The 25,887-nt window shown below is 70.8% G+C and carries 22 protein-coding genes; 19 read left to right on the forward strand and 3 right to left on the reverse strand.

Annotated elements, in window-relative coordinates:
• Positions 1-34 precede the first annotated feature (34 nt).
• Genes ABZ855_RS29430 through nusB form a run of 3 tightly spaced genes read left to right on the forward strand, consistent with a single transcriptional unit; the run spans position 35 to position 2,183 of the window.
• Positions 35-1,126, forward strand: a complete 1,092-nt coding sequence (locus tag ABZ855_RS29430; RefSeq protein ID WP_360811910.1) for a M24 family metallopeptidase — start codon at positions 35-37, stop codon at positions 1,124-1,126.
• A 59-nt stretch (positions 1,127-1,185) separates the two neighbouring features.
• Positions 1,186-1,752, forward strand: a complete 567-nt coding sequence (gene efp, locus ABZ855_RS29435; protein ID WP_053744664.1) for an elongation factor P — start codon at positions 1,186-1,188, stop codon at positions 1,750-1,752.
• 2 nt (positions 1,753-1,754) lie between these two features.
• The gene (gene nusB, locus ABZ855_RS29440; protein WP_360811912.1) at positions 1,755-2,183 is read left to right on the forward strand and encodes a transcription antitermination factor NusB; all 429 of its coding nucleotides are present in this window, start codon (positions 1,755-1,757) and stop codon (positions 2,181-2,183) included.
• Positions 2,184-2,435: 252 nt separating this feature from the next.
• Here the strand turns inward: nusB and bldD are convergent, their stop codons facing one another.
• Positions 2,436-2,936, reverse strand: a complete 501-nt coding sequence (gene bldD, locus ABZ855_RS29445) for a transcriptional regulator BldD (protein ID WP_019059743.1) — start codon at positions 2,934-2,936, stop codon at positions 2,436-2,438.
• A gap of 265 nt (positions 2,937-3,201) precedes the next feature.
• On the opposite strand from bldD, the gene pyrR reads away from it, so the two are divergent.
• The 14 genes from pyrR to ABZ855_RS29515 all read left to right on the forward strand — a co-directional run bounded on the left by pyrR (position 3,202) and on the right by ABZ855_RS29515 (position 20,009).
• Positions 3,202-3,795 (forward strand): bifunctional pyr operon transcriptional regulator/uracil phosphoribosyltransferase PyrR, encoded by a 594-nt coding sequence (gene pyrR / locus ABZ855_RS29450; RefSeq protein ID WP_360811914.1) that lies wholly within the window; start codon positions 3,202-3,204, stop codon positions 3,793-3,795.
• Positions 3,796-3,884: 89 nt separating this feature from the next.
• Positions 3,885-4,862 (forward strand): aspartate carbamoyltransferase catalytic subunit, encoded by a 978-nt coding sequence (locus ABZ855_RS29455; RefSeq protein ID WP_055526200.1) that lies wholly within the window; start codon positions 3,885-3,887, stop codon positions 4,860-4,862.
• A gap of 5 nt (positions 4,863-4,867) precedes the next feature.
• Entirely contained in the window at positions 4,868-6,154 is a 1,287-nt protein-coding gene (locus ABZ855_RS29460) for a dihydroorotase (protein WP_360811917.1), read from the forward strand.
• Entirely contained in the window at positions 6,151-6,738 is a 588-nt protein-coding gene (locus ABZ855_RS29465) for a hypothetical protein (protein WP_360811919.1), read from the forward strand. Before ABZ855_RS29460 ends, ABZ855_RS29465 begins: the two co-directional genes overlap by 4 nt.
• Entirely contained in the window at positions 6,735-7,877 is a 1,143-nt protein-coding gene (carA, locus tag ABZ855_RS29470; protein WP_360811921.1) for a glutamine-hydrolyzing carbamoyl-phosphate synthase small subunit, read from the forward strand. Before ABZ855_RS29465 ends, carA begins: the two co-directional genes overlap by 4 nt.
• A complete protein-coding gene (gene carB / locus ABZ855_RS29475) occupies positions 7,870-11,178 on the forward strand; it encodes a carbamoyl-phosphate synthase large subunit (RefSeq protein WP_360811923.1) in 3,309 nt (1,102 codons plus the stop codon). The genes carA and carB overlap by 8 nt, the downstream gene beginning before the upstream one ends.
• A gap of 79 nt (positions 11,179-11,257) precedes the next feature.
• A complete protein-coding gene (locus tag ABZ855_RS29480; protein WP_360811925.1) occupies positions 11,258-12,364 on the forward strand; it encodes a quinone-dependent dihydroorotate dehydrogenase in 1,107 nt (368 codons plus the stop codon).
• Entirely contained in the window at positions 12,361-13,206 is an 846-nt protein-coding gene (gene pyrF / locus ABZ855_RS29485) for an orotidine-5'-phosphate decarboxylase (protein ID WP_360811927.1), read from the forward strand. The genes ABZ855_RS29480 and pyrF overlap by 4 nt, the downstream gene beginning before the upstream one ends.
• Before the next feature lie 276 nt (positions 13,207-13,482).
• Complete coding sequence (locus ABZ855_RS29490; protein ID WP_003977346.1) at positions 13,483-13,806, forward strand: integration host factor; 324 nt, start codon at positions 13,483-13,485, stop codon at positions 13,804-13,806.
• Between the two features lie 36 nt (positions 13,807-13,842).
• Complete coding sequence (gene gmk / locus ABZ855_RS29495) at positions 13,843-14,436, forward strand: guanylate kinase (protein WP_360811929.1); 594 nt, start codon at positions 13,843-13,845, stop codon at positions 14,434-14,436.
• Positions 14,437-14,473: 37 nt separating this feature from the next.
• Complete coding sequence (gene rpoZ, locus ABZ855_RS29500) at positions 14,474-14,746, forward strand: DNA-directed RNA polymerase subunit omega (protein ID WP_003982715.1); 273 nt, start codon at positions 14,474-14,476, stop codon at positions 14,744-14,746.
• Between the two features lie 144 nt (positions 14,747-14,890).
• Positions 14,891-16,093, forward strand: a complete 1,203-nt coding sequence (coaBC, locus tag ABZ855_RS29505; protein ID WP_360811931.1) for a bifunctional phosphopantothenoylcysteine decarboxylase/phosphopantothenate--cysteine ligase CoaBC — start codon at positions 14,891-14,893, stop codon at positions 16,091-16,093.
• Between the two features lie 262 nt (positions 16,094-16,355).
• Positions 16,356-17,564, forward strand: coding sequence for a methionine adenosyltransferase (metK, locus tag ABZ855_RS29510; RefSeq protein ID WP_319208248.1), 1,209 nt, complete (start codon positions 16,356-16,358; stop codon positions 17,562-17,564).
• Positions 17,565-17,837: 273 nt separating this feature from the next.
• Positions 17,838-20,009 carry a primosomal protein N' gene (locus tag ABZ855_RS29515; RefSeq protein WP_360811933.1) on the forward strand — a complete coding sequence of 724 codons (2,172 nt, stop codon included), beginning with the start codon at positions 17,838-17,840 and terminating at the stop codon, positions 20,007-20,009.
• Between the two features lie 432 nt (positions 20,010-20,441).
• On the opposite strand, the gene ABZ855_RS29520 is transcribed toward ABZ855_RS29515, so the two are convergent.
• Entirely contained in the window at positions 20,442-20,993 is a 552-nt protein-coding gene (locus tag ABZ855_RS29520) for a hypothetical protein (protein WP_360811935.1), read from the reverse strand.
• A gap of 215 nt (positions 20,994-21,208) precedes the next feature.
• On the opposite strand from ABZ855_RS29520, the gene fmt reads away from it, so the two are divergent.
• Both fmt and ABZ855_RS29530 read left to right on the forward strand, forming a co-directional pair.
• The gene (gene fmt, locus ABZ855_RS29525) at positions 21,209-22,141 is read left to right on the forward strand and encodes a methionyl-tRNA formyltransferase (RefSeq protein WP_360811937.1); all 933 of its coding nucleotides are present in this window, start codon (positions 21,209-21,211) and stop codon (positions 22,139-22,141) included.
• A 111-nt stretch (positions 22,142-22,252) separates the two neighbouring features.
• Positions 22,253-23,671 (forward strand): transcription antitermination factor NusB, encoded by a 1,419-nt coding sequence (locus ABZ855_RS29530; RefSeq protein ID WP_360811938.1) that lies wholly within the window; start codon positions 22,253-22,255, stop codon positions 23,669-23,671.
• Here the strand turns inward: ABZ855_RS29530 and ABZ855_RS29535 are convergent.
• The gene (locus ABZ855_RS29535) at positions 23,652-25,805 is read right to left on the reverse strand and encodes an MMPL family transporter (RefSeq protein ID WP_360811940.1); all 2,154 of its coding nucleotides are present in this window, start codon (positions 25,803-25,805) and stop codon (positions 23,652-23,654) included. The genes ABZ855_RS29530 and ABZ855_RS29535 overlap by 20 nt on opposite strands.
• Positions 25,806-25,887 lie beyond the last annotated feature (82 nt).

The raw sequence follows: 25,887 nt of genomic DNA on the forward strand, positions 1-25,887 counted from the left end.
GGCGCCAACCCCGCGGCGCTCATACGCTCGGGGCATGTCAGAGGTGTACGCGGCGCGCAGAGCGCGGCTTCGGGAGCGGTGTCACGCGGGCGGTAGTGCGGGGGCGTTGGTGTCCCGGGCCGCCAATGTGCGGTATCTCGCGGGCGAGGCCCCGCAGGGAGCCGTACTGCTGCTGGGAAAACGCGAGGACCTGCTCGTGTGCGCGGGGCCCGAGGGCAGCCGTCCCGACGGGGCGCTGCGTGTGCACGCGCTGTCCGCGCCCGGCGGCGATCCCGCCGTCGCCGCCGCGGATCTCGCCGCCGCGCAGGGCACCGAGTCCCTGGCCGTCGAGGAGCACCATCTGACCGTGGCCCGGCACCGGGCCATCGGCTCGGTCGCCCCCCGGCTGCGTCTCGCCGACCTCGGCGGCGCGGTCGAGCAGCTCCGCGTGGTCAAGGACGAGGAGGAGATCGCCTGTCTGCGGATCGCCGCCGAGATCGCCGACCAGGCCCTCGGCGAGCTGCTGGAGTCGATCCTGGTCGGGCGTACGGAAAGACACCTCGCCCTGGAACTCGAGCGGCGGCTCGTCGATCACGGCGCCGACGGCCCCGCCTTCGCGACCGCCGTCGCGACCGGGCCCCACTCCGGCCGCCGGGGGCATCGGCCCACGGATCGGCGCGTGGAAGAGGGAGACTTCCTGTCTGTCTGTCTCGGTGCCGTGTATCGCGGATACCGGTGTGAAATCGGCCGCACATTCGTCATCGGGACCTCGCCGGCCGACTGGCAGATCGAGCTCTACGACCTCGTCTTCGCAGCCCAGCGCGCCGGACGCGAGGCACTGGCACCCGGCGCCGCCTACCGTGACGTGGACCGCGCGGCACGCCAGGTTCTGGACTCCGCGGGGTACGCGGACCGCCTTTCGGAGCTCTCCGGACACGGTGTGGGCCTCGAAATCGAGGAGGAGCCGCAGCTCGCCCCCGCAGCCATGGGTAAACTGGACGCTTGCGTGCCGGTCACCGTCGAACCGGGGGTCCACCTCCCGGGCCGGGGCGGTGTCCGGATCGATGACACGCTCGTCGTACGCCCTGAGGCGGACGGCGGACCCGAGCTACTTACCATCACGACCAAGGAACTGCTCGCGCTCTAGCTTCGAGCTGTCGCGTCTGCCCCGGGGTCGTCCACGTCAGTCCAGGAGATTCCGCAACCGTGGCTTCCACGAACGACCTCAAGAACGGCCTGGTGCTCAAGCTCGACGGGGGCCAGCTCTGGTCCGTCGTCGAGTTCCAGCACGTCAAGCCCGGCAAGGGCCCGGCCTTCGTGCGCACCAAGCTCAAGAACGTGCTCTCCGGCAAGGTCGTCGACAAGACGTTCAACGCCGGCGTCAAGGTCGAGACGGCCACTGTCGACAAGCGTGACATGCAGTTCTCCTACATGGACGGCGAGTACTTCGTCTTCATGGACATGGAGACGTACGACCAGCTCATGGTGGACCGCAAGGCCGTCGCCGACGCTGCCAACTTCCTGATCGAGGGCTTCACGGCCACGGTCGCGCAGCACGAGGGCGAGGTGCTCTTCGTCGAGCTGCCGGCCGCCGTCGAGCTCGTGGTCCAGGAGACCGAGCCGGGTGTCCAGGGCGACCGCTCCACGGGCGGCACCAAGCCGGCCACGCTGGAGACGGGCCACCAGATCCAGGTCCCGCTCTTCATCACCACCGGTGAGAAGATCAAGGTCGACACCCGTACGAGCGACTACCTCGGCCGGGTGAACAGCTAACCGTGGCTGCCCGCAACACGGCCCGCAAGCGTGCCTTCCAGATCCTCTTCGAGGGCGACCAGCGCGGGGTCGATGTCCAGACGGTCCTCGGGGACTGGATCCGGCACTCCCATGCCGATACCCGCCAGCCCCCGGTCAGCGAGTACACGATGCAGCTCGTCGAGGGGTACGCGCAGCACGCCAAGCGCATCGACGAGCTGATCGCGCAGTACTCGGTCGGCTGGACGCTCGACAGGATGCCGGTCGTCGACCGCAACATCCTGCGCCTCGGCGCCTACGAGCTGATCTGGGTCGACGAGACCCCGGACGCGGTCGTTCTCGACGAGATGGTGCAGCTGGCCAAGGAGTTCTCCACGGACGAGTCCCCCTCGTTCGTGAACGGCCTCCTCGGCCGGTTCAAGGACCTGAAGTCCTCGCTCCGCCGCGAATAGCTCCGCCGGACACGCCGGGGAACTGCGGTCGTATGTGATGTGCGGGCCGCCTGTGGCTGATCGCGCAGTTCCCCGCGCCCTTCGGGCGCGGACTCGCCGGAGGGCCCACAGCGACACGCTGTGGGCCCTCCGCGTTCTCACCTGTGCCCTGAGGCCCTCCAGGCCCGCAGAACGCCGCCGGGGTGGCCCGAACCCATAGGTTCCGGCCACCCCGGCGGCACGTTTCTGCTCAACGGCTGAAAGCCGTCGGGCTCAGTTCTCCTCGTGGGAGACGGCGCGGCGCGCGTCCGCGTCCAGAACGCCCCAGCTGATCAGCTGCTCGGTCAGGACCGAGGGCGACTGGTCGTAGATGACGGCGAGGGTGCGCAGGTCGTCCTGGCGGATCGACAGCACCTTGCCGTTGTAGTCGCCGCGCTGGGACTGGATCGTCGCGGCATAGCGCTGCAGGGGACCCGCCTTCTCGGCCGGCACATGGGCCAGCCGCTCAAGGTCGAGCACGAGCTTCGGCGGCGGCTCGGCGGCCCCGCCCGGCGTGGTGCCCGGCAGCAGCTCCTGCACGGGAACCCCGTAGAAATCCGCCAGCTCGGCGAGTCGCTGCACGGTCACGGCACGGTCGCCGCGCTCGTACGAACCGACCACGACCGCCTTCCAGCGTCCCTGGGACTTCTCCTCGACACCGTGGAGGGAAAGGCCCTGCTGGGTGCGGATCGCCCGGAGCTTGGCCCCGAGCTGTTTGGCGTATTCGCTGGACATATAGCTCCCGGACACAGTGTCGACGTGCGGACGAGCCGCGCGGCTGGTGACTCACTGTGAGGTTACGCAGCGTTACTCTTCCCCGTCAAGCCGAATGGTCCCGCCCGACCCTTCCGTACGGGACGACGTGCGGTTACGGCAGTCGGGTGACGCCTGACGCCCATGCGGTGATCAGGTGCGTTGCGCGGACTGGTACCGTGGATGGCGCAATTCCGACGTCCTTTAATGATCCGTCCCGTGAGGCGGAGAAGGAGGTCCGTTTCGTATGGACTCAGAGCAGGCAAGGCAGCAGGACAAGCAGCAGTACGAGGCCGATGCCCGGCCCGTGCTGGAAGCCCCCGACATCGCGCGGGTGCTGACCCGCATCGCCCACGAGATCGTCGAACGCGCCAAGGGCGCCGACGACGTGGTGCTCCTCGGCATTCCGACCCGGGGCGTCTTCCTCGCCCAGCGGCTCGCCGCCAAGCTGGCGGAGATCACCGACCGCAAGATCCCGGTCGGTTCGCTCGACATCACCATGTACCGCGACGACCTGCGCATGCACCCGCCGCGCGCGCTGGCCCGCACCGACATCCCCGGTGACGGCCTCGACGGCAGACTGGTCGTCCTCGTCGACGACGTGCTCTTCTCCGGCCGCACCATCCGCGCCGCCCTCGACGCCCTGAACGACCTCGGGCGCCCGCGCGCGGTGCAACTGGCGGTCCTCGTCGACCGCGGACACCGCGAACTGCCCATCCGTGCCGACTACGTCGGCAAGAACCTCCCCACGTCGCTGCGGGAGACGGTCAAGGTCCAGCTCGCCGAGGAGGACGGTCGGGACACCGTGCTGCTCGGTGCGAAGCAGACCGCCCAGCAGTAGCACGCGCGCGTGCGGCCCCGCGCCGCACGTCATCCCGCGATGCCCCTGTCTGCCCGGAATCTCCTGAACTTCCTTACGGAGCCTGAAAGATGCAGCGTCATCTCATCTCGGCCGCCGACCTCACCCGCGACGACGCCGTCCTGATCCTCGACACCGCCGAGGAGATGGCCCGGGTCGCCGACCGGCCGATCAAGAAACTGCCGACCCTGCGCGGCCGTACCGTCGTCAACCTCTTCTTCGAGGACTCGACACGGACCCGGATCTCCTTCGAGGCCGCGGAGAAGCGTCTGTCCGCGGACGTCATCAACTTCACCGCCAAGGGATCGAGCGTCTCCAAGGGCGAGTCCCTGAAGGACACCGCCCAGACCCTCGAGGCCATGGGCGTCGACGCCGTCGTCATCCGGCACGGCGCCTCGGGCGCCCCCTACCGGCTCGCCACCTCAGGCTGGATCGACGCGGCCGTCATCAACGCCGGCGACGGCACCCACCAGCACCCCACGCAGGCCCTGCTCGACGCCTTCACCATGCGCCGCCGACTGGTCGGCCGGGACGCGGGCATCGGCCAGGACCTCGCCGGCAAGCGCATCACCCTGGTCGGCGACATCCTGCACAGCCGCGTCGCCCGTTCCAACGTCGACCTGCTGCACACCCTCGGCGCCGAGGTCACCCTGGTCGCCCCGCCGACCCTGGTGCCGGTCGGCGTCGAGAGCTGGCCCTGCGAGGTCTCGTACGACCTCGACAGCACGCTGCCGAAGTCCGACGCGGTGATGCTGCTGCGCGTGCAGCGGGAGCGCATGAACGCCGCGTTCTTCCCGACCGAGCGCGAGTACTCGCGGCGCTACGGCCTCGACGGCGACCGTATGGCGCGGATGCCGGAGCACGCCATCGTGATGCACCCCGGGCCGATGGTCCGGGGCATGGAGATCACCGCCGAGGTCGCCGACTCGGAGCGCTGTACGGCGATCGAGCAGGTCACCAACGGTGTCTCCATCCGGATGGCCGTGCTCTATCTGCTGCTCGGCGGCAACGAACCCGCCGTCACCCACACCCGTACCGAGGAGAAGTAAGACACATGGGCAAGATCCTTATTCGTGGTGCGCGGGTGCTCGGTGGCGAGCCGCAGGATGTGCTCGTCGACGGGGAGACCATCGCCGCTGTCGGTGCCGGGCTGTCCGCCGAGGGGGCCGAGGTCGTCGAGGCCGACGGGAAGGTGCTGCTGCCGGGACTCGTCGACCTGCACACGCATCTGCGGGAGCCGGGGCGCGAGGACTCCGAGACCGTGCTGACTGGGACCCGGGCGGCGGCCAGCGGCGGCTACACGGCCGTGTTCGCCATGGCCAACACCTTCCCGGTCGCCGACACCGCCGGTGTGGTCGAGCAGGTCTACCGGCTGGGCCAGGAGCACGGCTACTGCGACGTCCAGCCCATCGGCGCCGTCACCGTCGGCCTGGAGGGCAAGAAGCTCGCCGAGCTGGGCGCCATGCACGAGTCGGCCGCCGGTGTCACCGTCTTCTCCGACGACGGCAAGTGCGTCGACGACGCCGTGATCATGCGGCGCGCCCTGGAGTACGTGAAGGCCTTCGGCGGGGTCGTCGCCCAGCACGCGCAGGAGCCGAGGCTGACCGAGGGCGCCCAGATGAACGAGGGCGTCGTGTCGGCCGAGCTGGGGCTCGGAGGGTGGCCCGCCGTCGCCGAGGAGTCGGTCATCGCGCGCGATGTGCTGCTCGCCGAGCACGTCGGCTCCCGCGTCCACATCTGCCATCTGTCGACCGCCGGGTCCGTCGAGATCGTCCGCTGGGCCAAGTCCCGGGGCATCGACGTCACCGCCGAGGTGACCCCGCACCACCTCCTCCTCACCGACGAGCTGGTCCGGACGTACAACCCGGTCTACAAGGTGAACCCGCCGCTGCGCACCCAGCGCGACGTGCTGGCCCTGCGCGAGGCGCTCGCCGACGGCACGATCGACATCGTCGCCACCGACCACGCCCCGCACCCGCACGAGGACAAGGACTGCGAGTGGGCCGCCGCCGCCATGGGGATGGTCGGCCTGGAGACCGCGTTGTCAGTGGTCCAGGAGACGATGGTGGACACCGGACTCCTGGACTGGGCGACCGTCGCCGACCGCATGTCCTTCGCCCCCGCGCGCATCGGACGGGCGACGGGCCACGGCCGCCCCGTCTCGGCAGGTGAGCCCGCCAACCTCACCCTCGTCGACACGGCATACCGTGGGTCGGTGGACCCCGCGGGCTTCGCCTCCCGCAGCCGCAACACCCCGTACGAGGGGCGTGAGCTGCCGGGCCGTGTCACGCACACGTGGCTCCGGGGCAAGGCCACGCTCGTCGACGGGAAGCTCGCGTGACATCACTGCCGCATTTGACGTACGTCGCCGCCGAACAGAAGTCGGCGGAGGTGACCGACTGGGCCGCCCGGGTGGGCTGGCTGGTCGGGCTCGCGCTCTTCGTCGCGCTCATCTACTGGCTGATGCGCGAGGGCTGGAAGTGGCGCGGCACGCTCCAGGGCGACCTGCCCGAGCTCCCCGTCGCGCCGGACGAGCCCGGCGAGGCGAGACTGACTGTGCTGTCGATGAGCGGCCGTTACCACGGCTCCACGACCGCGGGCCAGTGGCTCGACCGCATCGTGGCGCACGGCCTCGGCACCCGCAGCCGGGTCGAGCTGACACTGACGGACGCGGGACTGGACGTCGTACGCCCCGGCGCGACCGACTTCTACGTCCCCCTGGAGGCGCTGCGCGAGGCCCGGCTCGACAAGGGCATCGCCGGCAAGGTCCTCACCGAGGGCGGTCTGCTGGTCGTGACCTGGGAGCACGGCGGCAGGCTGCTCGACTCCGGGTTCCGCTCCGACCGCGCGGCCGAGCACGGCGAGTGGGTCCGGACCCTGAACCAGATGATCAACAAGACGACGGAAACGGAAGGCGCACGATGACGACCTCCACCCGGGGAGCCAGCAAAACTCCCGCCGTACTCGTCCTGGAGGACGGCCGGATCTTCCGCGGCCGTGCCTACGGGGCCGTGGGGGTGACCTTCGGAGAGGCCGTCTTCTCCACCGGCATGACCGGTTACCAGGAGACCCTCACCGACCCGTCGTACCACCGCCAGGTGGTCGTCATGACCGCCCCGCACGTCGGCAACACCGGCGTCAACGACGAGGACCCCGAGTCGCAGCGCATCTGGGTCGCGGGCTACGTCGTACGCGACCCCGCGCGCGTGCCCTCCAACTGGCGCTCCCGGCGCTCCCTCGACGAGGAACTGCGCGCGCAGGGCGTGGTCGGCATCTCCGGCGTCGACACGCGCGCGTTGACCCGTCATCTGCGCGAGCGCGGCGCCATGCGCGTCGGCATCTTCTCCGGCAACGCGCTGCCCGACGACGGCACCATGCTCGCCGAGGTACGCCAGGCCCCGGAGATGAAGGGCGCCGACCTCTCCGCCGAGGTCGCCACCAAGGAGACGTACGTCGTCCCCGCGATCGGTGAGAAGAAGTTCACCGTCGCCGCCGTCGACCTCGGCATCAAGGGCATGACCCCGCACCGGATGGCCGAGCGCGGCATCGAGGTGCATGTGCTGCCCGCCACGGCGACCGCGGAGGACGTGTACGCGGTCAACCCCGACGGGGTGTTCTTCTCCAACGGGCCCGGCGACCCGGCCACCGCCGACCACCCCGTCTCCGTCATGCGGGCGGTCCTGGAGCGCGGCACGCCGCTCTTCGGGATCTGCTTCGGCAACCAGATCCTGGGCCGGGCGCTCGGCTTCGGCACGTACAAGCTGAAGTACGGTCACCGGGGCATCAACCAGCCCGTCCAGGACCGTACGACCGGCAAGGTCGAGGTGACCGCCCACAACCACGGCTTCGCCGTGGACGCGCCGCTCGACAAGGTCTCCGACACCCCCTACGGGCGCGCCGAGGTCTCGCACGTCTGTCTGAACGACCAGGTCGTGGAAGGGCTCCAGCTGCTCGACCGGCCCGCGTTCAGCGTCCAGTACCACCCCGAGGCCGCGGCGGGTCCGCACGACGCCGCCTACCTGTTCGACCGCTTCACCGCACTGATGGAGGGCCAGCGTGCCTAAGCGCACCGATATCCAGTCCGTCCTGGTCATCGGCTCCGGCCCGATCGTCATCGGCCAGGCCGCCGAGTTCGACTACTCGGGCACCCAGGCGTGCCGCATCCTGCGCGCCGAGGGCCTCAGGGTCATCCTCGTCAACTCCAACCCGGCGACGATCATGACCGACCCGGAGATCGCCGACGCGACCTACGTCGAGCCGATCACCCCCGAGTTCGTCGAGAAGATCATCGCCAAGGAGCGGCCGGACGCGCTCCTGCCCACCCTGGGCGGCCAGACGGCCCTGAACACCGCGATCTCCATGCACGAGCAGGGTGTCCTGGAGAAGTACGGGGTCGAGCTGATCGGCGCCAACGTCGAGGCGATCAACAAGGGCGAGGACCGCGACCTCTTCAAGGGCGTCGTCGAGGCCGTCCGCGCGAAGATCGGGCACGGCGAGTCCGCCCGTTCGGTCATCTGCCACTCCATGGACGACGTGCTCGCCGGCGTCGAGACGCTCGGCGGCTACCCCGTCGTCGTCCGCCCCTCCTTCACCATGGGCGGCGCCGGTTCCGGCTTCGCGCACGACGAGGAGGAGCTGCGCCGCATCGCCGGCCAGGGCCTGACCCTGTCGCCGACCACCGAGGTGCTTCTGGAGGAGTCCATCCTCGGCTGGAAGGAGTACGAGCTGGAGCTGATGCGCGACAAGCACGACAACGTGGTGGTCGTCTGCTCCATCGAGAACTTCGACCCCATGGGCGTGCACACCGGCGACTCGATCACCGTCGCGCCCTCGATGACGCTGACCGACCGCGAGTACCAGCGCCTGCGTGACATCGGCATCGCGATCATCCGCGAGGTCGGGGTCGACACCGGCGGCTGCAACATCCAGTTCGCGATCAACCCGGACGACGGCCGGATCATCGTCATCGAGATGAACCCGCGCGTGTCGCGCTCCTCGGCGCTCGCGTCGAAGGCGACCGGCTTCCCGATCGCCAAGATCGCCGCCAAGCTGGCCGTCGGGTACACCCTCGACGAGATTCCGAACGACATCACCGAGAAGACCCCGGCCTCCTTCGAACCGACGCTCGACTACGTCGTCGTGAAGGCCCCCCGGTTCGCGTTCGAGAAGTTCCCGTCGGCCGACTCCACCCTCACCACGACCATGAAGTCCGTCGGCGAGGCCATGGCCATCGGCCGCAACTTCACCGAGGCCCTGCAGAAGGCGCTGCGGTCGCTGGAGAAGAAGGGCAGCCAGTTCACCTTCGTCGGCGAGCCCGGCGACAAGGCGGAGCTGCTGGCCGAGGCCGTACGGCCGACCGACGGACGCATCAACTCCGTCATGCAGGCCATCCGCGCGGGCGCCACCCCTGAGGAGGTCTTCGAGGCCACGAAGATCGACCCGTGGTTCGTCGACCAGCTGTTCCTGATCAAGGAGATCGCGGACGAGCTGGCCGAGGCCGAGCGCCTGGACCCGGAGCTCCTGGCCGAGGCCAAGCGGCACGGCTTCTCCGACCAGCAGATCGCCGAGATCAGGGGCCTGCGCGAGGACGTCGTGCGCGAGGTGCGGCACGCGCTGGGCGTGCGCCCGGTGTACAAGACGGTCGACACGTGCGCCGCCGAGTTCGCGGCGAAGACGCCGTACTTCTACTCCTCCTACGACGAGGAGAGCGAGGTCGCGCCCCGCGAGAAGCCGGCCGTCATCATCCTCGGCTCCGGCCCCAACCGCATCGGCCAGGGCATCGAGTTCGACTACTCCTGTGTCCACGCCTCCTTCGCCCTGAGCGACGCCGGCTACGAGACCGTGATGGTCAACTGCAACCCGGAGACCGTCTCCACGGACTACGACACCTCCGACCGCCTGTACTTCGAGCCGCTGACCCTCGAGGACGTCCTGGAGATCGTCCACGCGGAGTCGCTGGCCGGCCCGATCGCGGGCGTCATCGTGCAGCTCGGCGGCCAGACCCCGCTGGGCCTCGCGCAGGCCCTCAAGGACAACGGCGTACCGGTCGTGGGCACCTCGCCCGAGGCCATCCACGCCGCCGAGGACCGGGGCGCCTTCGGCCGCGTCCTCGCGGAGGCCGGCCTCCCGGCCCCCAAGCACGGCACGGCGACCACCTTCGCCGAGGCCAAGGCCATCGCCGACGAGATCGGCTACCCGGTCCTCGTACGGCCGTCGTACGTCCTCGGCGGACGCGGCATGGAGATCGTGTACGACGAGACCCGGCTGTCGTCCTACATCGCCGAGTCGACCGAGATCAGCCCCTCCCGGCCGGTCCTGGTCGACCGCTTCCTCGACGACGCGATCGAGATCGACGTCGACGCCCTGTACGACGGCGAGGAGCTGTACCTCGGTGGCGTCATGGAGCACATCGAGGAGGCCGGTATCCACTCCGGCGACTCGGCCTGCGCGCTGCCCCCGATCACCCTGGGCGGCTTCGACATCAAGCGGCTGCGGACCTCCACGGAGGCCATCGCGCGCGGGGTCGGAGTCCGGGGCCTGATCAACATCCAGTTCGCGCTGGCCGGCGACATCCTCTACGTCCTCGAGGCCAACCCGCGCGCGTCCCGCACGGTCCCCTTCACCTCGAAGGCGACCGCGGTGCCCCTGGCGAAGGCCGCGGCCCGGATCTCGCTCGGCGCCACCGTCGCCGAACTGCGGGCCGAGGGACTGCTCCCGGCGCACGGCGACGGCGGTGAACTGCCGCTGGACGCGCCGATCTCCGTCAAGGAGGCCGTCATGCCCTGGAACCGCTTCCGGGACACCTCGGGGCGGGGCGTGGACACCGTGCTCGGCCCGGAGATGCGCTCCACCGGCGAGGTCATGGGCATCGACTCCGTCTTCGGCACGGCGTACGCCAAGTCGCAGGCGGGGGCGTACGGGCCGCTGCCGACGAAGGGACGCGCGTTCATCTCGGTCGCCAACCGGGACAAGCGTTCGATGATCTTCCCGGCCCGGGAACTGGTCGCGCACGGCTTCGAACTGTTCGCCACCTCCGGCACGGCCGAGGTCCTCAGGCGCAACGGCCTCAACGCGAAGGTCGTCCGCAAGCAGAACGAGGGCACGGGCCCCAATGGTGAGAAGACCATCGTCCAGCTCATCCACGACGGCGAGGTCGACCTCATCGTCAACACCCCGTACGGCACCGGAGGCCGCCTCGACGGCTACGAGATCCGTACGGCGGCCGTGGCGCGCTCCGTGCCCTGTCTGACGACCGTCCAGGCGCTCGCCGCGGCGGTCCAGGGCATCGACGCCCTCAACCGCGGTGACGTGGGCGTCCGTTCCCTCCAGGAACACGCCGAACATCTGACCGCGGCCCGCGACTAGCAAGCCTTCAGGGGGACACCGGAAACGGTGTCCCCCTCTTTATGAGGCCTCGTCGTGAGGCCGTCTCGAGGACACCACCATGTACAAACTGTTCTTCCGTCTCGTCTTCACACGGATGGACCCCGAAGAGGCCCACCACCTCGCCTTCCGCTGGATCCGCCTCGCCGTCCGCGTCCCCGTCCTGCGGACCTTCGTCGCCGCCGCGCTCGCGCCCCGCTACGAGGAGCTGCGCACCGAGGCGTTCGGGCTGCGGATGCACGGACCCTTCGGGCTCGCGGCCGGCTTCGACAAGAACGCCGTCGCGATCGACGGGATGTCGATGCTCGGCTTCGACCACGTCGAGATCGGCACGGTCACCGGAGAGCCGCAGCCCGGCAACCCCAGGAAGCGGCTGTTCCGCCTTGTGCCGGACCGGGCGCTCATCAACCGCATGGGATTCAACAACGAGGGTTCGCTGGCCGTGGCGGCCCGCCTGGCGAGCCGGGAGGCGGTCTTCAGGACCGTCGTCGGCGTCAACATCGGCAAGACCAAGGTCGTCCCCGAGGACGAGGCCGTCGCCGACTACGTGAAATCGACCGAGCGGCTCGCCGAATACGCCGACTACCTCGTCGTCAACGTCAGCTCGCCCAACACGCCCGGCCTGCGCAACCTCCAGGCCACCGAGGCGCTGCGCCCGCTGCTGACCGCCGTCCGCGAGGCCGCCGACCGTACGGTGACCTCGCGCCGTGTCCCGCTGCTGGTCAAGATCGCGCCCGACCTCGCCGACGAGGACGTGGACGCCGTCGCCGACCTCGCCGTCGAGCTCGGCCTGGACGGGATCATCGCCACGAACACCACCATCGCGCGCGAGGGGCTCGGCCTGACCTCCGAACCCACTCTGGTGAAGGAGACCGGCGGCCTCTCCGGCGCACCTCTCAAGGCACGCTCCCTGGAGGTGCTGCGCCGCCTCTACGCGCGCGTGGGCGATCGGATCACCCTGGTGGGCGTCGGCGGCATCGAGAACGCCGAGGACGCCTGGCAGCGCATCCTGGCCGGCGCCACCCTCGTACAGGGCTACAGCGCCTTCGTCTACGAGGGCCCCTTCTGGGGACGCGGCATCCACAAGGGCCTCGCCGCCCGCCTCCGTACGAGCCCGTACGCCACCCTCGCCGACGCCGTCGGCGCCGACGTGAGGAAGACCGCATGACAGTCCTGGAACCCTTCGGTGCCCGGCTGCGCCGCGCCATGGACGAGCGCGGCCCCCTCTGCGTCGGCATCGACCCGCACGCCTCGCTGCTCCTCGACTGGGGGCTGAACGACGACGTCGCCGGCCTCGAGCGGTTCAGCCGCACCGTCGTCGAGGCGCTGGCCGGACGGGTCGCGGTGATGAAGCCGCAGAGCGCGTTCTTCGAGCGCTTCGGCTCGCGCGGGGTCGCCGTACTGGAGACAACGGTCCAGGAGGCGCGGGACGCCGGCACGCTGGTGGTGATGGACGCCAAGCGAGGCGACATCGGCTCCACCATGGCCGCGTACGCGGCCGCCTTCCTCGAGAAGGGCGCCCCGCTGTTCTCGGACGCGCTCACCGTCTCGCCCTACCTCGGCTACGGCTCGCTGCAGCCGGCGGTCGACCTCGCGCGGGAGAGCGGCGCGGGCCTGTTCGTGCTGGCGCTGACCTCGAACCCCGAGGGCGGTCAGGTGCAGCACGCGGTTCGCGAGGACGGGCTGAACGTCGGCGCGACCATGCTGGCGTACCTCGCCGCGGAGAACGCGGGGGAGCGGCCCATGGGGTCCTTCGGGGCAGTCGTCGGGGCCACGCTCGGTGACCTCTCGTCCTACGACCTCGACATCAACGGACCTCTCCTGGCACCCGGCGTCGGCGCCCAGGGGGCGACCCCGGCCGACCTTCCCGGGGTGTTCGGGGCGGCGCTGCGCAACGTGGTTCCGAACGTCAGCCGAGGTGTTCTGCGTCACGGTCCCGATCTCGTCGCGCTTCGGGACGCATCGGACCGCTTCGCGGACGAGATCCGGGCCGCCGTGGCCGCCACCTGAGGATTCACGTCGATCGGTGCAGTCCTCCGATGAGTGACTTCAGGACGCCTTGAGACTGAATACATTCTCAAATCCAGGGCAATATGACCGAAATATCCGACCTGGCAAAGGCTGACCAGGACTTTTCCGCTGTTCTCGCTGACTCTGGCGGACTTGGCCGCTAGTCTCCGACGAGAGTCAACGAGCGAGCACGTTGTTCGTAGCTCACCAGGTGAGGGGTTACTGGCTTCCTCACCGGTCCGTATCCGACAGTTCGACATCCGAGGTGACGTAGGCGTGGCTCTTCCGCCCCTTACCCCTGAACAGCGCGCAGCCGCGCTCGAAAAGGCCGCCGCGGCTCGCCGGGAGCGGGCCGAGGTCAAGAATCGACTCAAGCACTCCGGCGCCTCCCTTCACGAGGTCATCAAGCAGGGCCAGGAGAACGACGTCATCGGCAAGATGAAGGTCTCCGCCCTGCTCGAATCGCTTCCGGGCGTGGGCAAGGTCCGCGCCAAGCAGATCATGGAGCGACTCGGTATCTCCGAGAGCCGCCGGGTGCGTGGCCTCGGTTCCAACCAGATCGCCTCCCTGGAGCGCGAGTTCGGCAGCACCGGCTCCTGAGTCCTGGCACCCCGGGATTCCTGGAATAATCGCCGTATGGCTGCAACATTCCGGGGGACGACCCCCGAGCCCCCGGACGTACGTCCGCGGCTGACCGTGCTCTCCGGCCCTTCGGGCGTCGGCAAGAGCACGGTCGTCGTCCATATGCGCAAGGAACACCCCGAGGTCTGGCTCTCGGTGTCGGCGACGACCCGCAAGCCGCGCCCCGGTGAACAGCACGGCGTCCACTACTTCTTCGTCACCGACGAGGAGATGGACAAGCTGATCGCCAACGGCGAACTCCTCGAGTGGGCCGAGTTCGCCGGCAACCGCTACGGCACGCCGCGTGCGGCGGTGCTGGAGCGACTGGAGTCCGGCGAGCCGGTCCTCCTGGAGATCGACCTCCAGGGCGCCCGGCAGGTCCGCGAGTCCATGTCGGACGCCCTGCTGGTGTTCCTGGCTCCCCCGTCCTGGGACGAGCTGGTGCGCAGACTGACCGGGCGGGGCACCGAACCGCCCGAGGTGATCGAACGCCGCCTGGACGCGGCCAAGATCGAACTGGCCGCCGAGCCCGAGTTCGACGAGACCCTGGTCAACACCTCCGTCGAGGACGTGGCGCGCGAGCTGCTAGCCTTGATGGAAGTTGTGTGATCGTTTCGATCCCATCCCACCTTTCGGAAGGCAGAGCGTGTCCTCTTCCATCACCGCGCCCGAGGGCATCATCAACCCTCCGATCGACGAGCTCCTCGAGGCCACCGACTCGAAGTACAGCCTGGTGATCTACGCGGCCAAGCGTGCCCGCCAGATCAACGCGTACTACTCGCAGCTCGGCGAGGGCCTCCTCGAGTACGTCGGTCCGCTCGTCGACACCCACGTCCACGAGAAGCCGCTCTCGATCGCGCTGCGCGAGATCAACGCGGGTCTGCTGACGTCCGAGGCCGTTGAGGGCCCCGCGCAGTAGTATTTTCAACTTTTGGTGCACTTATCCACAGGCCCGGCAGCCCGACTGTCGGGCCTGTGGTGTGTCATGGACGAGTACCGAGTCAGGTGCCGAGTCGGGTACCGAGTCAGATGTCGAGTCGCGTAGCGAGTCAGGGGAGGCCCGGTGGGCAAGCCGAAGGTCGTACTGGGGGTCAGTGGCGGCATCGCCGCGTACAAGGCCTGCGAGCTGCTGCGGAGACTGACGGAGTCGGGCCATGACGTCCGCGTGGTCCCCACGGCCTCGGCGCTGCACTTCGTCGGCGCCGCGACCTGGTCGGCGCTCTCCGGCCAGCCCGTCTCCACGGAGGTCTGGGACGACGTCGAGGAGGTCCCGCACGTCCGCATCGGCCAGCAGGCGGACCTGGTCGTCGTCGCCCCAGCGACGGCCGACATGCTCGCCAAAGCCGCCCACGGCCTCGCCGACGACCTGCTCACCAACACCCTCCTCACCGCCCGGTGTCCCGTCGTCTTCGCCCCCGCCATGCACACGGAGATGTGGGAGCACCCGGCCACCCAGGAGAACGTGGCGACACTGCGCCGCCGCGGCGCCCTCGTCATCGAACCGGCCGTCGGACGCCTCACCGGCGTCGACACCGGCAAGGGGCGCCTGCCCGACCCGGCCGAGATCTTCGAGGTCTGCCGCCGGGTGCTCGCCAGGGGAGTACAGGCACCCGACCTGGTCGGCCGGCATGTCGTCGTCAGCGCGGGCGGCACCCGTGAACCCCTCGACCCGGTCCGCTTCCTCGGCAACCGCTCCTCCGGCAAGCAGGGGTACGCGCTCGCCCGGACGGCCGCCGCGCGAGGTGCCCGGGTCACCCTGATCGCCGCGAACACCGGCCTGCCGGACCCCGCGGGAGTGGACGTCGTGCCGGTGGGGACAGCCGTCCAGCTGCGGGAGGCCGTACTGAAGGCGGCTCCGGACGCCGACGCCGTGGTGATGGCAGCGGCGGTCGCGGACTTCCGCCCGGCGGCCTACGCGGCCGGAAAGATCAAGAAGAAGGACGGTGCGGACCCCGAACCCGTCGTCCTGGTCCGGAATCCGGACATTCTCGCGGAGATTTCGGCCGACCGCGCCCGAGCGGGCCAGGTGGTCGTCGGCTTCGCCGCCGAGACGGACGATGTCCTCGCCAACGGCCGTACGAAGCTGCGCCGCAAGGGGTGCGACCTGCTGGTCGTCAACGAGGTGGGGGAGCGCAGGACCTTCGGTTCCGAGGAGAACGAGGCCGTCGTGCTGGGCGCCGACGGCAGCGAGACCCCGGTGCCGCACGGGCCCAAGGAGGCGCTGGCCGAGATCGTGTGGGACCTGGTTGCCGACCGGTTCGACTGAATGGTTCATTCGCCCCGAGAGATTCCCCGAGAGATTTCTGACACCCCTCCCACCTCGTGCTTTCGGGGCGACCAGCCCCTGGCGTACACCCCTCGTCATTGGGCAGAATGCCCGTGCCGCAGGTCACGGCGCTTCCGAGAGGCGAGACGGAGGGGCCGATGAACGAGCGCGACCGATAAACTGTCCACGGACGACACCGGGCGCAGCTCCCGAGCCGTCCGCCAATGATCAGCCAGCAGCCGCTGCAACCACAGGGAGCGTTGTGTCCCGTCGCCTTTTCACCTCGGAGTCCGTGACCGAAGGTCACCCCGACAAGATCGCTGACCAGATCAGCGACACCATTCTCGACGCGCTTCTGCGCGAAGACCCCACGTCCCGAGTCGCCGTCGAGACGCTGATCACCACCGGCCTGGTCCATGTGGCCGGCGAGGTCACCACCAAGGCCTACGCGCCCATCCCGCAGCTGGTGCGCGACAAGATCCTGGAGATCGGCTACGACTCCTCCAAGAAGGGCTTCGACGGCGCCTCGTGCGGAGTGTCGGTGTCGATCGGTTCGCAGTCGCCGGACATCGCGCAGGGCGTGGACACGGCCTACGAGCAGCGGGTCGAGGGCGATGAGGACGAGCTCGACAAGCAGGGCGCCGGCGACCAGGGCCTGATGTTCGGCTACGCGACGGACGAGACCCCGGAGCTGATGCCGCTCCCGATCCACCTCGCGCACCGTCTCTCGCGCCGGCTGTCCGAGGTCCGCAAGAACGGGACGATCCCGTACCTGCGCCCTGACGGCAAGACCCAGGTCACCATCGAGTACGACGGTGACAAGCCGGTCCGGCTGGACACGGTCGTCGTCTCCTCGCAGCACGCGAGCGACATCGACCTGGACTCCCTCCTCGCTCCCGACATCCGCGAGTTCGTGGTGGAGGCCGAGCTGAAGGCGCTCCTGGACGACGGCATCAAGCTGGAGACCGAGGGCTACCGCCTGCTGGTCAACCCCACCGGCCGCTTCGAGATCGGCGGCCCGATGGGTGACGCGGGTCTGACCGGCCGCAAGATCATCATCGACACGTACGGCGGCATGGCCCGCCACGGTGGCGGCGCCTTCTCGGGCAAGGACCCGTCCAAGGTCGACCGTTCCGCGGCGTACGCGATGCGCTGGGTCGCCAAGAACGTCGTGGCCGCGGGTCTTGCCGCGCGCTGCGAGGTCCAGGTCGCGTACGCGATCGGCAAGGCCGAGCCGGTGGGCCTGTTCGTGGAGACCTTCGGCACGGCCAAGGTCGACGCCGAGAAGATCGAGGCCGCGATCACCACGGTCTTCGACCTCCGCCCGGCCGCGATCATCCGCGACCTCGACCTGCTCCGCCCGATCTACGCCCAGACGGCGGCGTACGGCCACTTCGGCCGTGAGCTGCCCGACTTCACGTGGGAGCGGACGGACCGCGTTGACGCGCTGCGCGCGGCGGTGGGTCTGTAAGGCCCGAGGCCTGCAGCGGACTGTCCGCCTGGCTTTCGGTCGAAGCCCGGTGTCCTCCAAGGGCGCCGGGCTTCGGCATGTCGGGAAATGGCTGGCGGTGCGGCGGCGCGGGTTCCTACTGTGGTGGTCTTCTCCCGGTGCGCGGGCCGCGGTTACTTCGGTGGAGTGCGTCCTTCGGGCGTGCGGTGAATCTGAGAACTCGTGCCGCTGCCGACTTGATCTCGGGAGTGCGGGCACCGCCCGATGTCAGTGGCGTTTGGTAAGAATGCAGGCGTGAGCAGCGAGAACGGGCAGGGGAGCGGCGGGGCCCGAGGGGCCGACGGGACGGCGCCGCCCGAGCAGCTTGCGCTGATCCGGGAGAGCGTGCGGCAGGCCAAGGCGCCGAGGGCCAAGCCCCGGACCTGGCGGGGGGCCGCACTCGCCGAACAACTGCCCGTCGCACGTGTACTTGTCGACAAGGGTGTTCTGCACCTCGACCGGTACTTCGACTATGCCGTGCCCGAGGAACTGGACGCCGACGCGCAGCCCGGGGTGCGGGTGCGGGTCAGGTTCGGGGCCGGGCGGCACCGGGTGCGGGACGGACGCCGTGAGGGCGGGGGGCTCATCGACGGGTTCCTTGTCGCGCGGCTCGCCGAATCCGACTACTCCGGGCCGCTGGCCGCCCTGGCCCAGGTCGTGTCGCCCGAGGTCGTACTGAGCGAGGAACTGCTCTCGCTGGCCCGGGCCGTTGCCGACCGGTACGCGGGAAGCCTCGCCGATGTGCTGCAACTGGCCGTACCGCCGCGCAACGCCCGGGCCGAGAAAGCGGCCTCGCCGGCAGCTCTGCCCGTGGCCGGGGCGCCGGACGCGGGGTCGTGGGGGCGGTACGAGCAGGGGGGCGCGTTTCTCGAGGCGCTCGCTTCCGGGAGTGCGCCGCGCGCGGTGTGGAACGCCCTGCCCGGTCCGGAGTGGAGCGACGAACTGGCACGGGCCGTCGGCGCGACGCTCGCCTCGGGGCGCGGAGCGCTTGTCGTCCTGCCGGACGGACGTGCCGTGGCGCGGGTCGACGCCGCGCTGACCGCCCTTCTCGGGGCGGGGCGGCACGCCGTGCTCACCGCCGACGCCGGGCCCGAGAAACGGTACCGGGAGTGGCTCGCCGTGCGACGGGGGTCCGTACGGGCCGTGATCGGGACCCGGGCCGCCATGTTCGCGCCCGTCCGGGACCTGGGGCTCGTCGCCCTCTGGGACGACGGGGACGACAGCCACAGCGAGCAGCACGCCCCGCAGCCGCATGCCCGGGAAGTGCTGTTGCTGCGTGCCGCGCAGGACAAGTGCGCGTTTCTGCTGGGGAGTTGGAGCTGCACGGTGGAGGCCGCGCAGCTCGTCGAGAGCGGGTGGGCCCGGCCGCTGGTCGCCGGCCGGGAGCAGGTGCGGGCCGCCGCGCCGCTCGTACGGACCGTGGGGGACGGGGATCTCGCCCGGGACGAGGCAGCCCGGGCCGCACGACTGCCGAGCCTCGCCTGGCAGGCGGTGCGCGACGGGCTGAAGCAGGGGCCGGTGCTGGTGCAGGTGCCCCGGCGGGGCTATGTACCGCGGCTGGCCTGCGCCCGATGCCGGGAACCCGCTCGGTGCCGGCACTGCGCCGGGCCCATGGAGGCGCGGGACGCCGGGGCGCCGTGGTGCGCCTGGTGCGGGCGGGAGGAGACCGGCTGGCACTGTCCGGAGTGCGGCGGGTTCCGGCTGCGGGCGCAGGTCGTGGGCGCGCGGCGGACCGCCGAGGAGCTGGGGCGGGCGTTTCCGGCCGTGCCGGTGCGGACGTCCGGCCGCGAGCACGTGCTGGACACGGTGCCCGGGACGCCCGCGCTCGTCGTGAGCACGCCCGGCGCCGAGCCCGTCGCCGAGGGCGGCTACGCGGCCGCCCTGCTGCTCGACGGCTGGGCCATGCTCGGGCGCCCCGACCTGCGGGCCGGGGAGGACGCGTTGCGCCGGTGGATGGCGGCCGCGGCGCTGGTCCGGGGACAGGGCGCGTCACGGGGGACGGTCGTCGTGGTCGCCGAGCCCACCCTGCGGCCGGTGCAGGCGCTGGTGCGGTGGGACCCCGTCGGGCATGCCGTCCGGGAGCTGGCGGAGCGTGCCGAGCTGGGGTTTCCGCCGGTGTCCAGAATGGCGTCCGTGGCCGGAGGCGCGGGGGCTGTCGCCGGGTTCCTCGCCGGGGCCGAACTGCCGGGCGACGCCGAGGTGCTGGGGCCGGTGCCGCTGCCGGTCACGGCGCCGGGCCGACCCCGGCGGACGGGGGCGCCGCCGCCCGGTGAGCAGTGGGAACGGGCGCTGATCAGGGTGCCGCCGGGAAGCGGCGCCGCACTCGCCGCCGCGCTGAAGTCGGCACAGGCCGCACGGATGGCCCGGGCGGGGCGTGGTGGTGAGGAGCCCGTGTGGGTGCGGATCGATCCGCCTGACATCGGGTGAGGGATGAGTGCAGGGCGGGGTTCCGCGCTGGGCGGGGCTCGGTGGGCGGCTGGGCCTGCAAGAAAAGAGGGTGGGCTTCGGGGCCGGTGGTCCGGTGGGGCCCTCGGTCGTCGGCTGGGGCAGTCGGTCGAGTGGGGTTGCTCTGGGCTTGAGGCCGGGCGGATGGGGGTGGCCCGGGGCCTGTGGCACGTCGAGGGTGGACTTGCTCGGTGGGGTTTGCCGTCGGGCCCGCCCGGGCCCGGCCCGGGACAGAGCAGGGCGGGGATGCCGGGCCGGGACTGATCAGAGATGCGGGAGGCGTACTGGGCCTCGGGCGTGACGGGACACAGGTGGACGTCATGCCCCGGCGGCAGCCGGGGGTCCGTATGACTCTGCCCTCCCGGTGGGGGCCGGGAGGGCAGAGGGTGGGGTGGGTGTTGGCTTGAGGGTGGGTCAGCCGTTGCGGGGGCCGGGGAAAGCCGTGGGCCTCACTTCTTCGCGGAGGGTCGGGCTGCCTGCCGTCGGCTGAGTCGGCATGGAGCGGGCCGCGGGGACCGTGGGCATGGCGGTGCCGACGCCGCTGACCGTGCCCACGCCGACCGTGCGGGTGGTCGCCGTCTCCGTGGCGCGCTCGGCGTCGGCCGCGGCCTGGGCGGCGGCGCGACGGGCCCCGTAACGGCGGTGCACGGCCTGCTTGGTGACCCCGAGGGCGGAGCCCACCGCGTCCCACGAGAAACCGAGTGAGCGGTCGAAGTCCACAGCGGCCGTGACCAGCGTTTCGACGCTGTCCCGCAGTTCCTGTGCGAGGCGGACGGTCGGTGCGGGCGCCCGGCCGTAGACGACGAAGCCCGTGGAGGGGCCGGAGCGGCGCGGGCGGTAGACGTTGCCCAACTGGGCGGTGAGGGTGCGCAGTGCGTCCACCTGCCGGCGGACCCGCTCGATGTCCCGCACCAGCAAGTGCAGGCTGGCCCGAGCCTGGGCGTCGTGGGTTGCGTGGTCGGCCATGAACAAGCCTCTCGAACCGGCGTTGAAAAGGATCGGGCCGCGCGATGTGCGGCCCATCTGGTCAACCCTTGTGGTCAACTCTTTCTTGACCAACGCGTTTTTGCGTGTGTGGTCACGGTGCGGGGGCGTAGGGGCATGTGCGTACGCCCCCTGGAGTGCGGTCATAGACTGGTGCGCTGCCCGCAGAATCCCGTCCGAGAGGCCCACGCCCACCCATGAGGCTTGTCTTCGCTGGTACCCCTGAGGTCGCCGTTCCCGCTCTGGATGCCCTGATCGGGTCGGGACGGCATGACGTGGTCGCCGTCGTCACACGGCCCGACGCGCCTGCCGGGCGGGGACGCAGGCTGGTCGCCAGTCCCGTGGCCCAGCGGGCCGAGGAGGCCGGGATCGAGGTGCTGAAGCCCAGGAGGCCCCGGGACGAGGAGTTCCTCGCGCGCCTCAGGGAGATCGGGCCCGACTGCTGTCCCGTGGTCGCGTACGGGGCCCTGCTGCCTCGCGTCGCCCTCGACATCCCCGTCCACGGCTGGGTCAACCTGCACTTCTCGCTGCTGCCCGCCTGGCGTGGCGCCGCGCCCGTGCAGCACTCCGTCATGGCCGGCGACGAGATCACCGGGGCGTCCACCTTCCTCATCGAGGAGGGCCTCGACTCGGGCCCCGTCTACGGCACGGTGACCGAGACGATCCGGCCCACCGACACCAGCGGCGACCTGCTGACCCGCCTCGCCTTCGCCGGCTCCGGGCTGCTGGCCGCGACCATGGACGGCATCGAGGACGGCACCCTGAAGGCCGTACCGCAGCCCGCCGAAGGCGTCACCCTCGCGCCGAAGATCACCGTCGAGGACGCCCACGTCGACTGGTCCGTGCCCGCGCTGAGGGCCGACCGGATCGTGCGCGGGTGCACTCCCGCGCCCGGCGCCTGGACGGTGTTCCGGGGCGAGCGGCTCAAGTTGATCCACGTCGCACCCGTGCCCGAGCGCACGGATCTCGCCCCCGGTGTGCTCTCCGTCGGCAAGAACAACGTGTACGTCGGCACCGGCTCGTACGCCGTCGAGCTGCTCTGGGTGCAGGCACAGGGCAAGAAGCCGATGCGTGCCGCCGACTGGGCGCGGGGCGTGCGGATCGCCGACGGTGAGGTGCTCGGCGCCTGAGCCGTCGCTCTCGCGGCCCGTATCCGCGGCGGCACCGCGAGGTCCGGGCCGGACCGGCACGACGTACGCTGGAAACCGCACCCCTTTTCCCATATCCGGAGCACCTTTTTCGTGAGCGAGCAGCCCCGTCGGCCCCAGAAGCCCGGCAAGCCCTACCGTCGGCCCCAGAAGGACCCCGTCCGCATCCTCGCCTTCGAGGCGCTGCGAGCCGTGGACGAGCGGGACGCGTACGCCAACCTGGTGCTGCCGCCGCTGCTTCGGGCGGCCCGCGCGAAGGGCGACTTCGACGGGCGGGACGCGGCTCTCGCGACCGAGCTGGTGTACGGGACGCTGCGCAGGCAGGGGACGTATGACGCGGTCATCGGTGAGTGCGTCGACCGGCCGCTGCGCGAGGTCGATCCGCCGGTGCTCGATGTCCTGAGCCTCGGTGTGCATCAGCTGCTCGGGACGCGGATCCCCACGCACGCCGCCGTGTCCGCCTCGGTCGAGCTGGCCCGGGTCGTGCTCGGGGACGGGCGGGCCAAGTTCGTGAACGCCGTGCTGCGCAAGGTCGCCCAGCACGATCTCGACGGCTGGATCGAGCGGGTCGCGCCGCCCTACGACGAGGACCCCGAAGACCATCTCGCCGTTGTGCACTCGCATCCCCGGTGGGTCGTCTCCGCGCTGTGGGACTCGTTGGGCGGTGGCCGCGCGGGGATCGAGGAACTGCTCGCCGCCGACAACGAGCGGCCCGAGGTCACCCTGGTCGCCCGGCCCGGACGGTCCACCACCGACGAACTGCTCCGCGAGGAGTCGGCCGTGCCGGGGCGCTGGTCGCCGTACGCCGTGCGGCTCGCCGAGGGCGGGGAACCCGGGGCCATCGACGCCGTACGGGACGGGCGGGCGGGTGTGCAGGACGAGGGCAGTCAGCTCGTCGCCCTCGCCCTGGCCAACGCTCCGATCGACGGGCCCGACAAGGCCTGGCTCGACGGGTGCGCAGGGCCCGGCGGCAAGGCCGCGCTGCTCGCCGCCCTGGCCGCCGAACGCGGGGCCGTGCTGCTCGCGTCCGAGAAGCAGCCGCACCGGGCCGGGCTGGTCGCCAGGGCGCTGGACGGCAACCCGGGGCCGTACCAGGTCGTCGTCGGGGACGGGACCCGGCCGCCGTGGCGGGCCGGCAGCTTCGACCGGGTGCTGATGGACGTGCCGTGCACCGGACTCGGCGCCCTGCGCCGACGGCCCGAGGCGCGCTGGCGGCGACGTCCCGAGGACCTGGACGGCTTCGCGCCGCTCCAGCGCGCGCTGCTGGCCACCGCGCTGGAGTCGGTCCGTGTCGGCGGGATCGTCGGCTACGCCACCTGCTCGCCGCACCTCGCGGAGACCAGGGCGGTCGTCGGCGACCTGCTCAAGCAGCACCCGGACACCGAACTCGTCGACGCCCGGCCGCTGCTGGAGGGCGTCACCGACCTCGGCGACGGTCCCGACGTACAGCTGTGGCCGCACTTGCACGGGACCGACGCCATGTATCTGGCCCTCATCCGACGGACCGGTTGACCTTCGAGGCGGCGGCGGCCGGCTCCGGAGCCGTGGTTCCGCCGTCCTCCCGGGCGAGGCGGTGCGGCCACCAGACCTTCGGGCCCACGTCCAGGAACAGGGCCGGGACCAGCACCGACCGGACCACCAGGGTGTCCAGGACCACGCCCAGGGCCACCGCGAACCCGATCTCCGCGAACGCCACCATGGGCAGCGTCCCCAGGGCCGCGAACGTGCCGGCCAGGACCAGGCCCGCCGAGGTGATGACCGCGCCGGTCGTCGACAAGCCCGTCACCACGCCCGTGCGGGTGCCCTGGCGGGCCGCCTCCTCGCGGATACGGGTGGTCAGGAAGATGTTGTAGTCGATGCCGAGCGCCACCAGGAACACGAAGACGAACAGCGGGAAGTCCGTCGACTCACCCGCGTAGTCGAACAGGTGGCGGAAGGCGAGGGCGCTGATGCCCAGGGCCGCCGCGAAGGACAGCACCACCGTGCCGATCAGCAGCAGCGGGGCGATCAGCGCGCGCAGCAGGGCGCAGAGGATCAGCAGGACCACTCCCAGGACCAGCGGGATGATCAGCAGATTGTCGTGCGTGGTCGCCCTGTCCATGTCCAGCAGGGCCGCCGTACCGCCACCCACCTGGGCGTCCGCGTCCGGCACCGCGTGCACGGCGTCCCTGACCCGCTCCACGGTCTGCTTGGCGGCCTCGCTGTCCGCGGGGGCGGTCATCGTGGCCTCGAACAGCGCCTTGCCCTCGAAGGAGGGTTTCGTGCCCGGTGGCACGGCGAGGGAGGTCGGCACCACACCGCGCGTCCCGGCCACCGCCCGTCGGACCTCCTGGGCCTCGGCCTGGTCGCTGATGACGACGAGCGGATCACCGCTGCCCGCCGGGAAGTACCGCGCGGACACCTCCTGGCCGACGATCGAGTCCGGTTTGTCGGTGAAGGCGTCGGCGTTGCTCAGCCCCTCGGCGCGCAGCTGCATCAGGCCGAACGAGCAGGCGATCAGGGCGGCCGCCGTGATGCCCCAGATCATGCGCGGACGGACCGAGATACGCCGTCCCATCCGGGCCCACAGACCGCGCTCCGTCGGGTCGGGCGAACCGTTGTGCGGGATCACCGGCCAGAAGATCCAGCGGCCGCAGATCACCAGCAGAGCGGGGAAGAGCGTCATCATGGCCAGCAGGGCCACCGCCACCCCGATCGCCGCCACCGGTCCCAGACCGCTTGTGGAGTTCATCTCGGCGGCCAGCAGGACCAGCATGCTGAGGACGACCGTCGCGCCGGACGCGATGACGGCGGGACCGGCGCGGTGCAGGGCCAGCGCCATCGCCTCGTGGCGGTCCTCGTGCCGGCGCAGCTCCTCCCGGTAGCGGGCGACCAGCAGCAGGGCGTAGTCCGTCCCCGCTCCGAACACCAGCACGGTGAGAATGCCGGCGCTCTGGCCGTTCACCGTCAGGCCCGCGTGTTCGGCGAGGAAGTAGATCAGCGCCTGAGCGGTGAAGAGGGCCACGACGACCCCCAGCAGGGGCACCACCAGCAGGGTGGGGCTGCGATAGGTGAGCAGCAGCATGACGACGACCACGCCCATCGCGGCGAGCAGAAGCGTCGAGTCGATGCCGTTGAAGGCCTCCGAGAAGTCCGCCGACGTACCCCCGGGACCCGTGATGTGCACGGTCAGCCCCGCCGCACCGGTAGTGGCGGCGGCCCGGATGGAGTCGACGGCGGGCGCGATCCGCTCCCAGCCCTTCTCGTCCATCGTGATGGGTACGAGGATCTGCGCGGCCCGCGGATCGGCGGCACGGTCGTACACCGGCCCCCGGGTCTCCGCACCCCGGATGCCGTGGTCCCGCAGCTTCCTGAGCTGCGCGGCGTCCTCACTGATCCGCCCCCGGTCCGCCGCGGTGAGCCCGCCCTCACGCGCGTACACGACGATCGCGGGAATCTGCTCGGGCCTGAAGTCCTCGGACAGATGGAGAACCTGGGTCGACTCCGCGGACCCAGGCAGCCACGAGGCCGCGTCATTGTCCTGGGCATCGGCGAGCTTCTGGGCAAAGGGCGCAGTCAGAAACAGCACCACCAGCCACAACACCAACACCAGCCACTTGGCCCGCCGCCCACAAACGAGATAGCCAATCCCACGGTTCCCGCTCATACCGACCTCGAGTGGTATTGGTAAGGGGCGCGGGGAACTGCGCGAACAACCACAACGCACCCGCGGACTACACACAACCCAT

It is taken from the genome of Streptomyces sp. NPDC047042, from assembly GCF_040644035.1.
Taxonomy (GTDB): domain Bacteria; phylum Actinomycetota; class Actinomycetes; order Streptomycetales; family Streptomycetaceae; genus Streptomyces.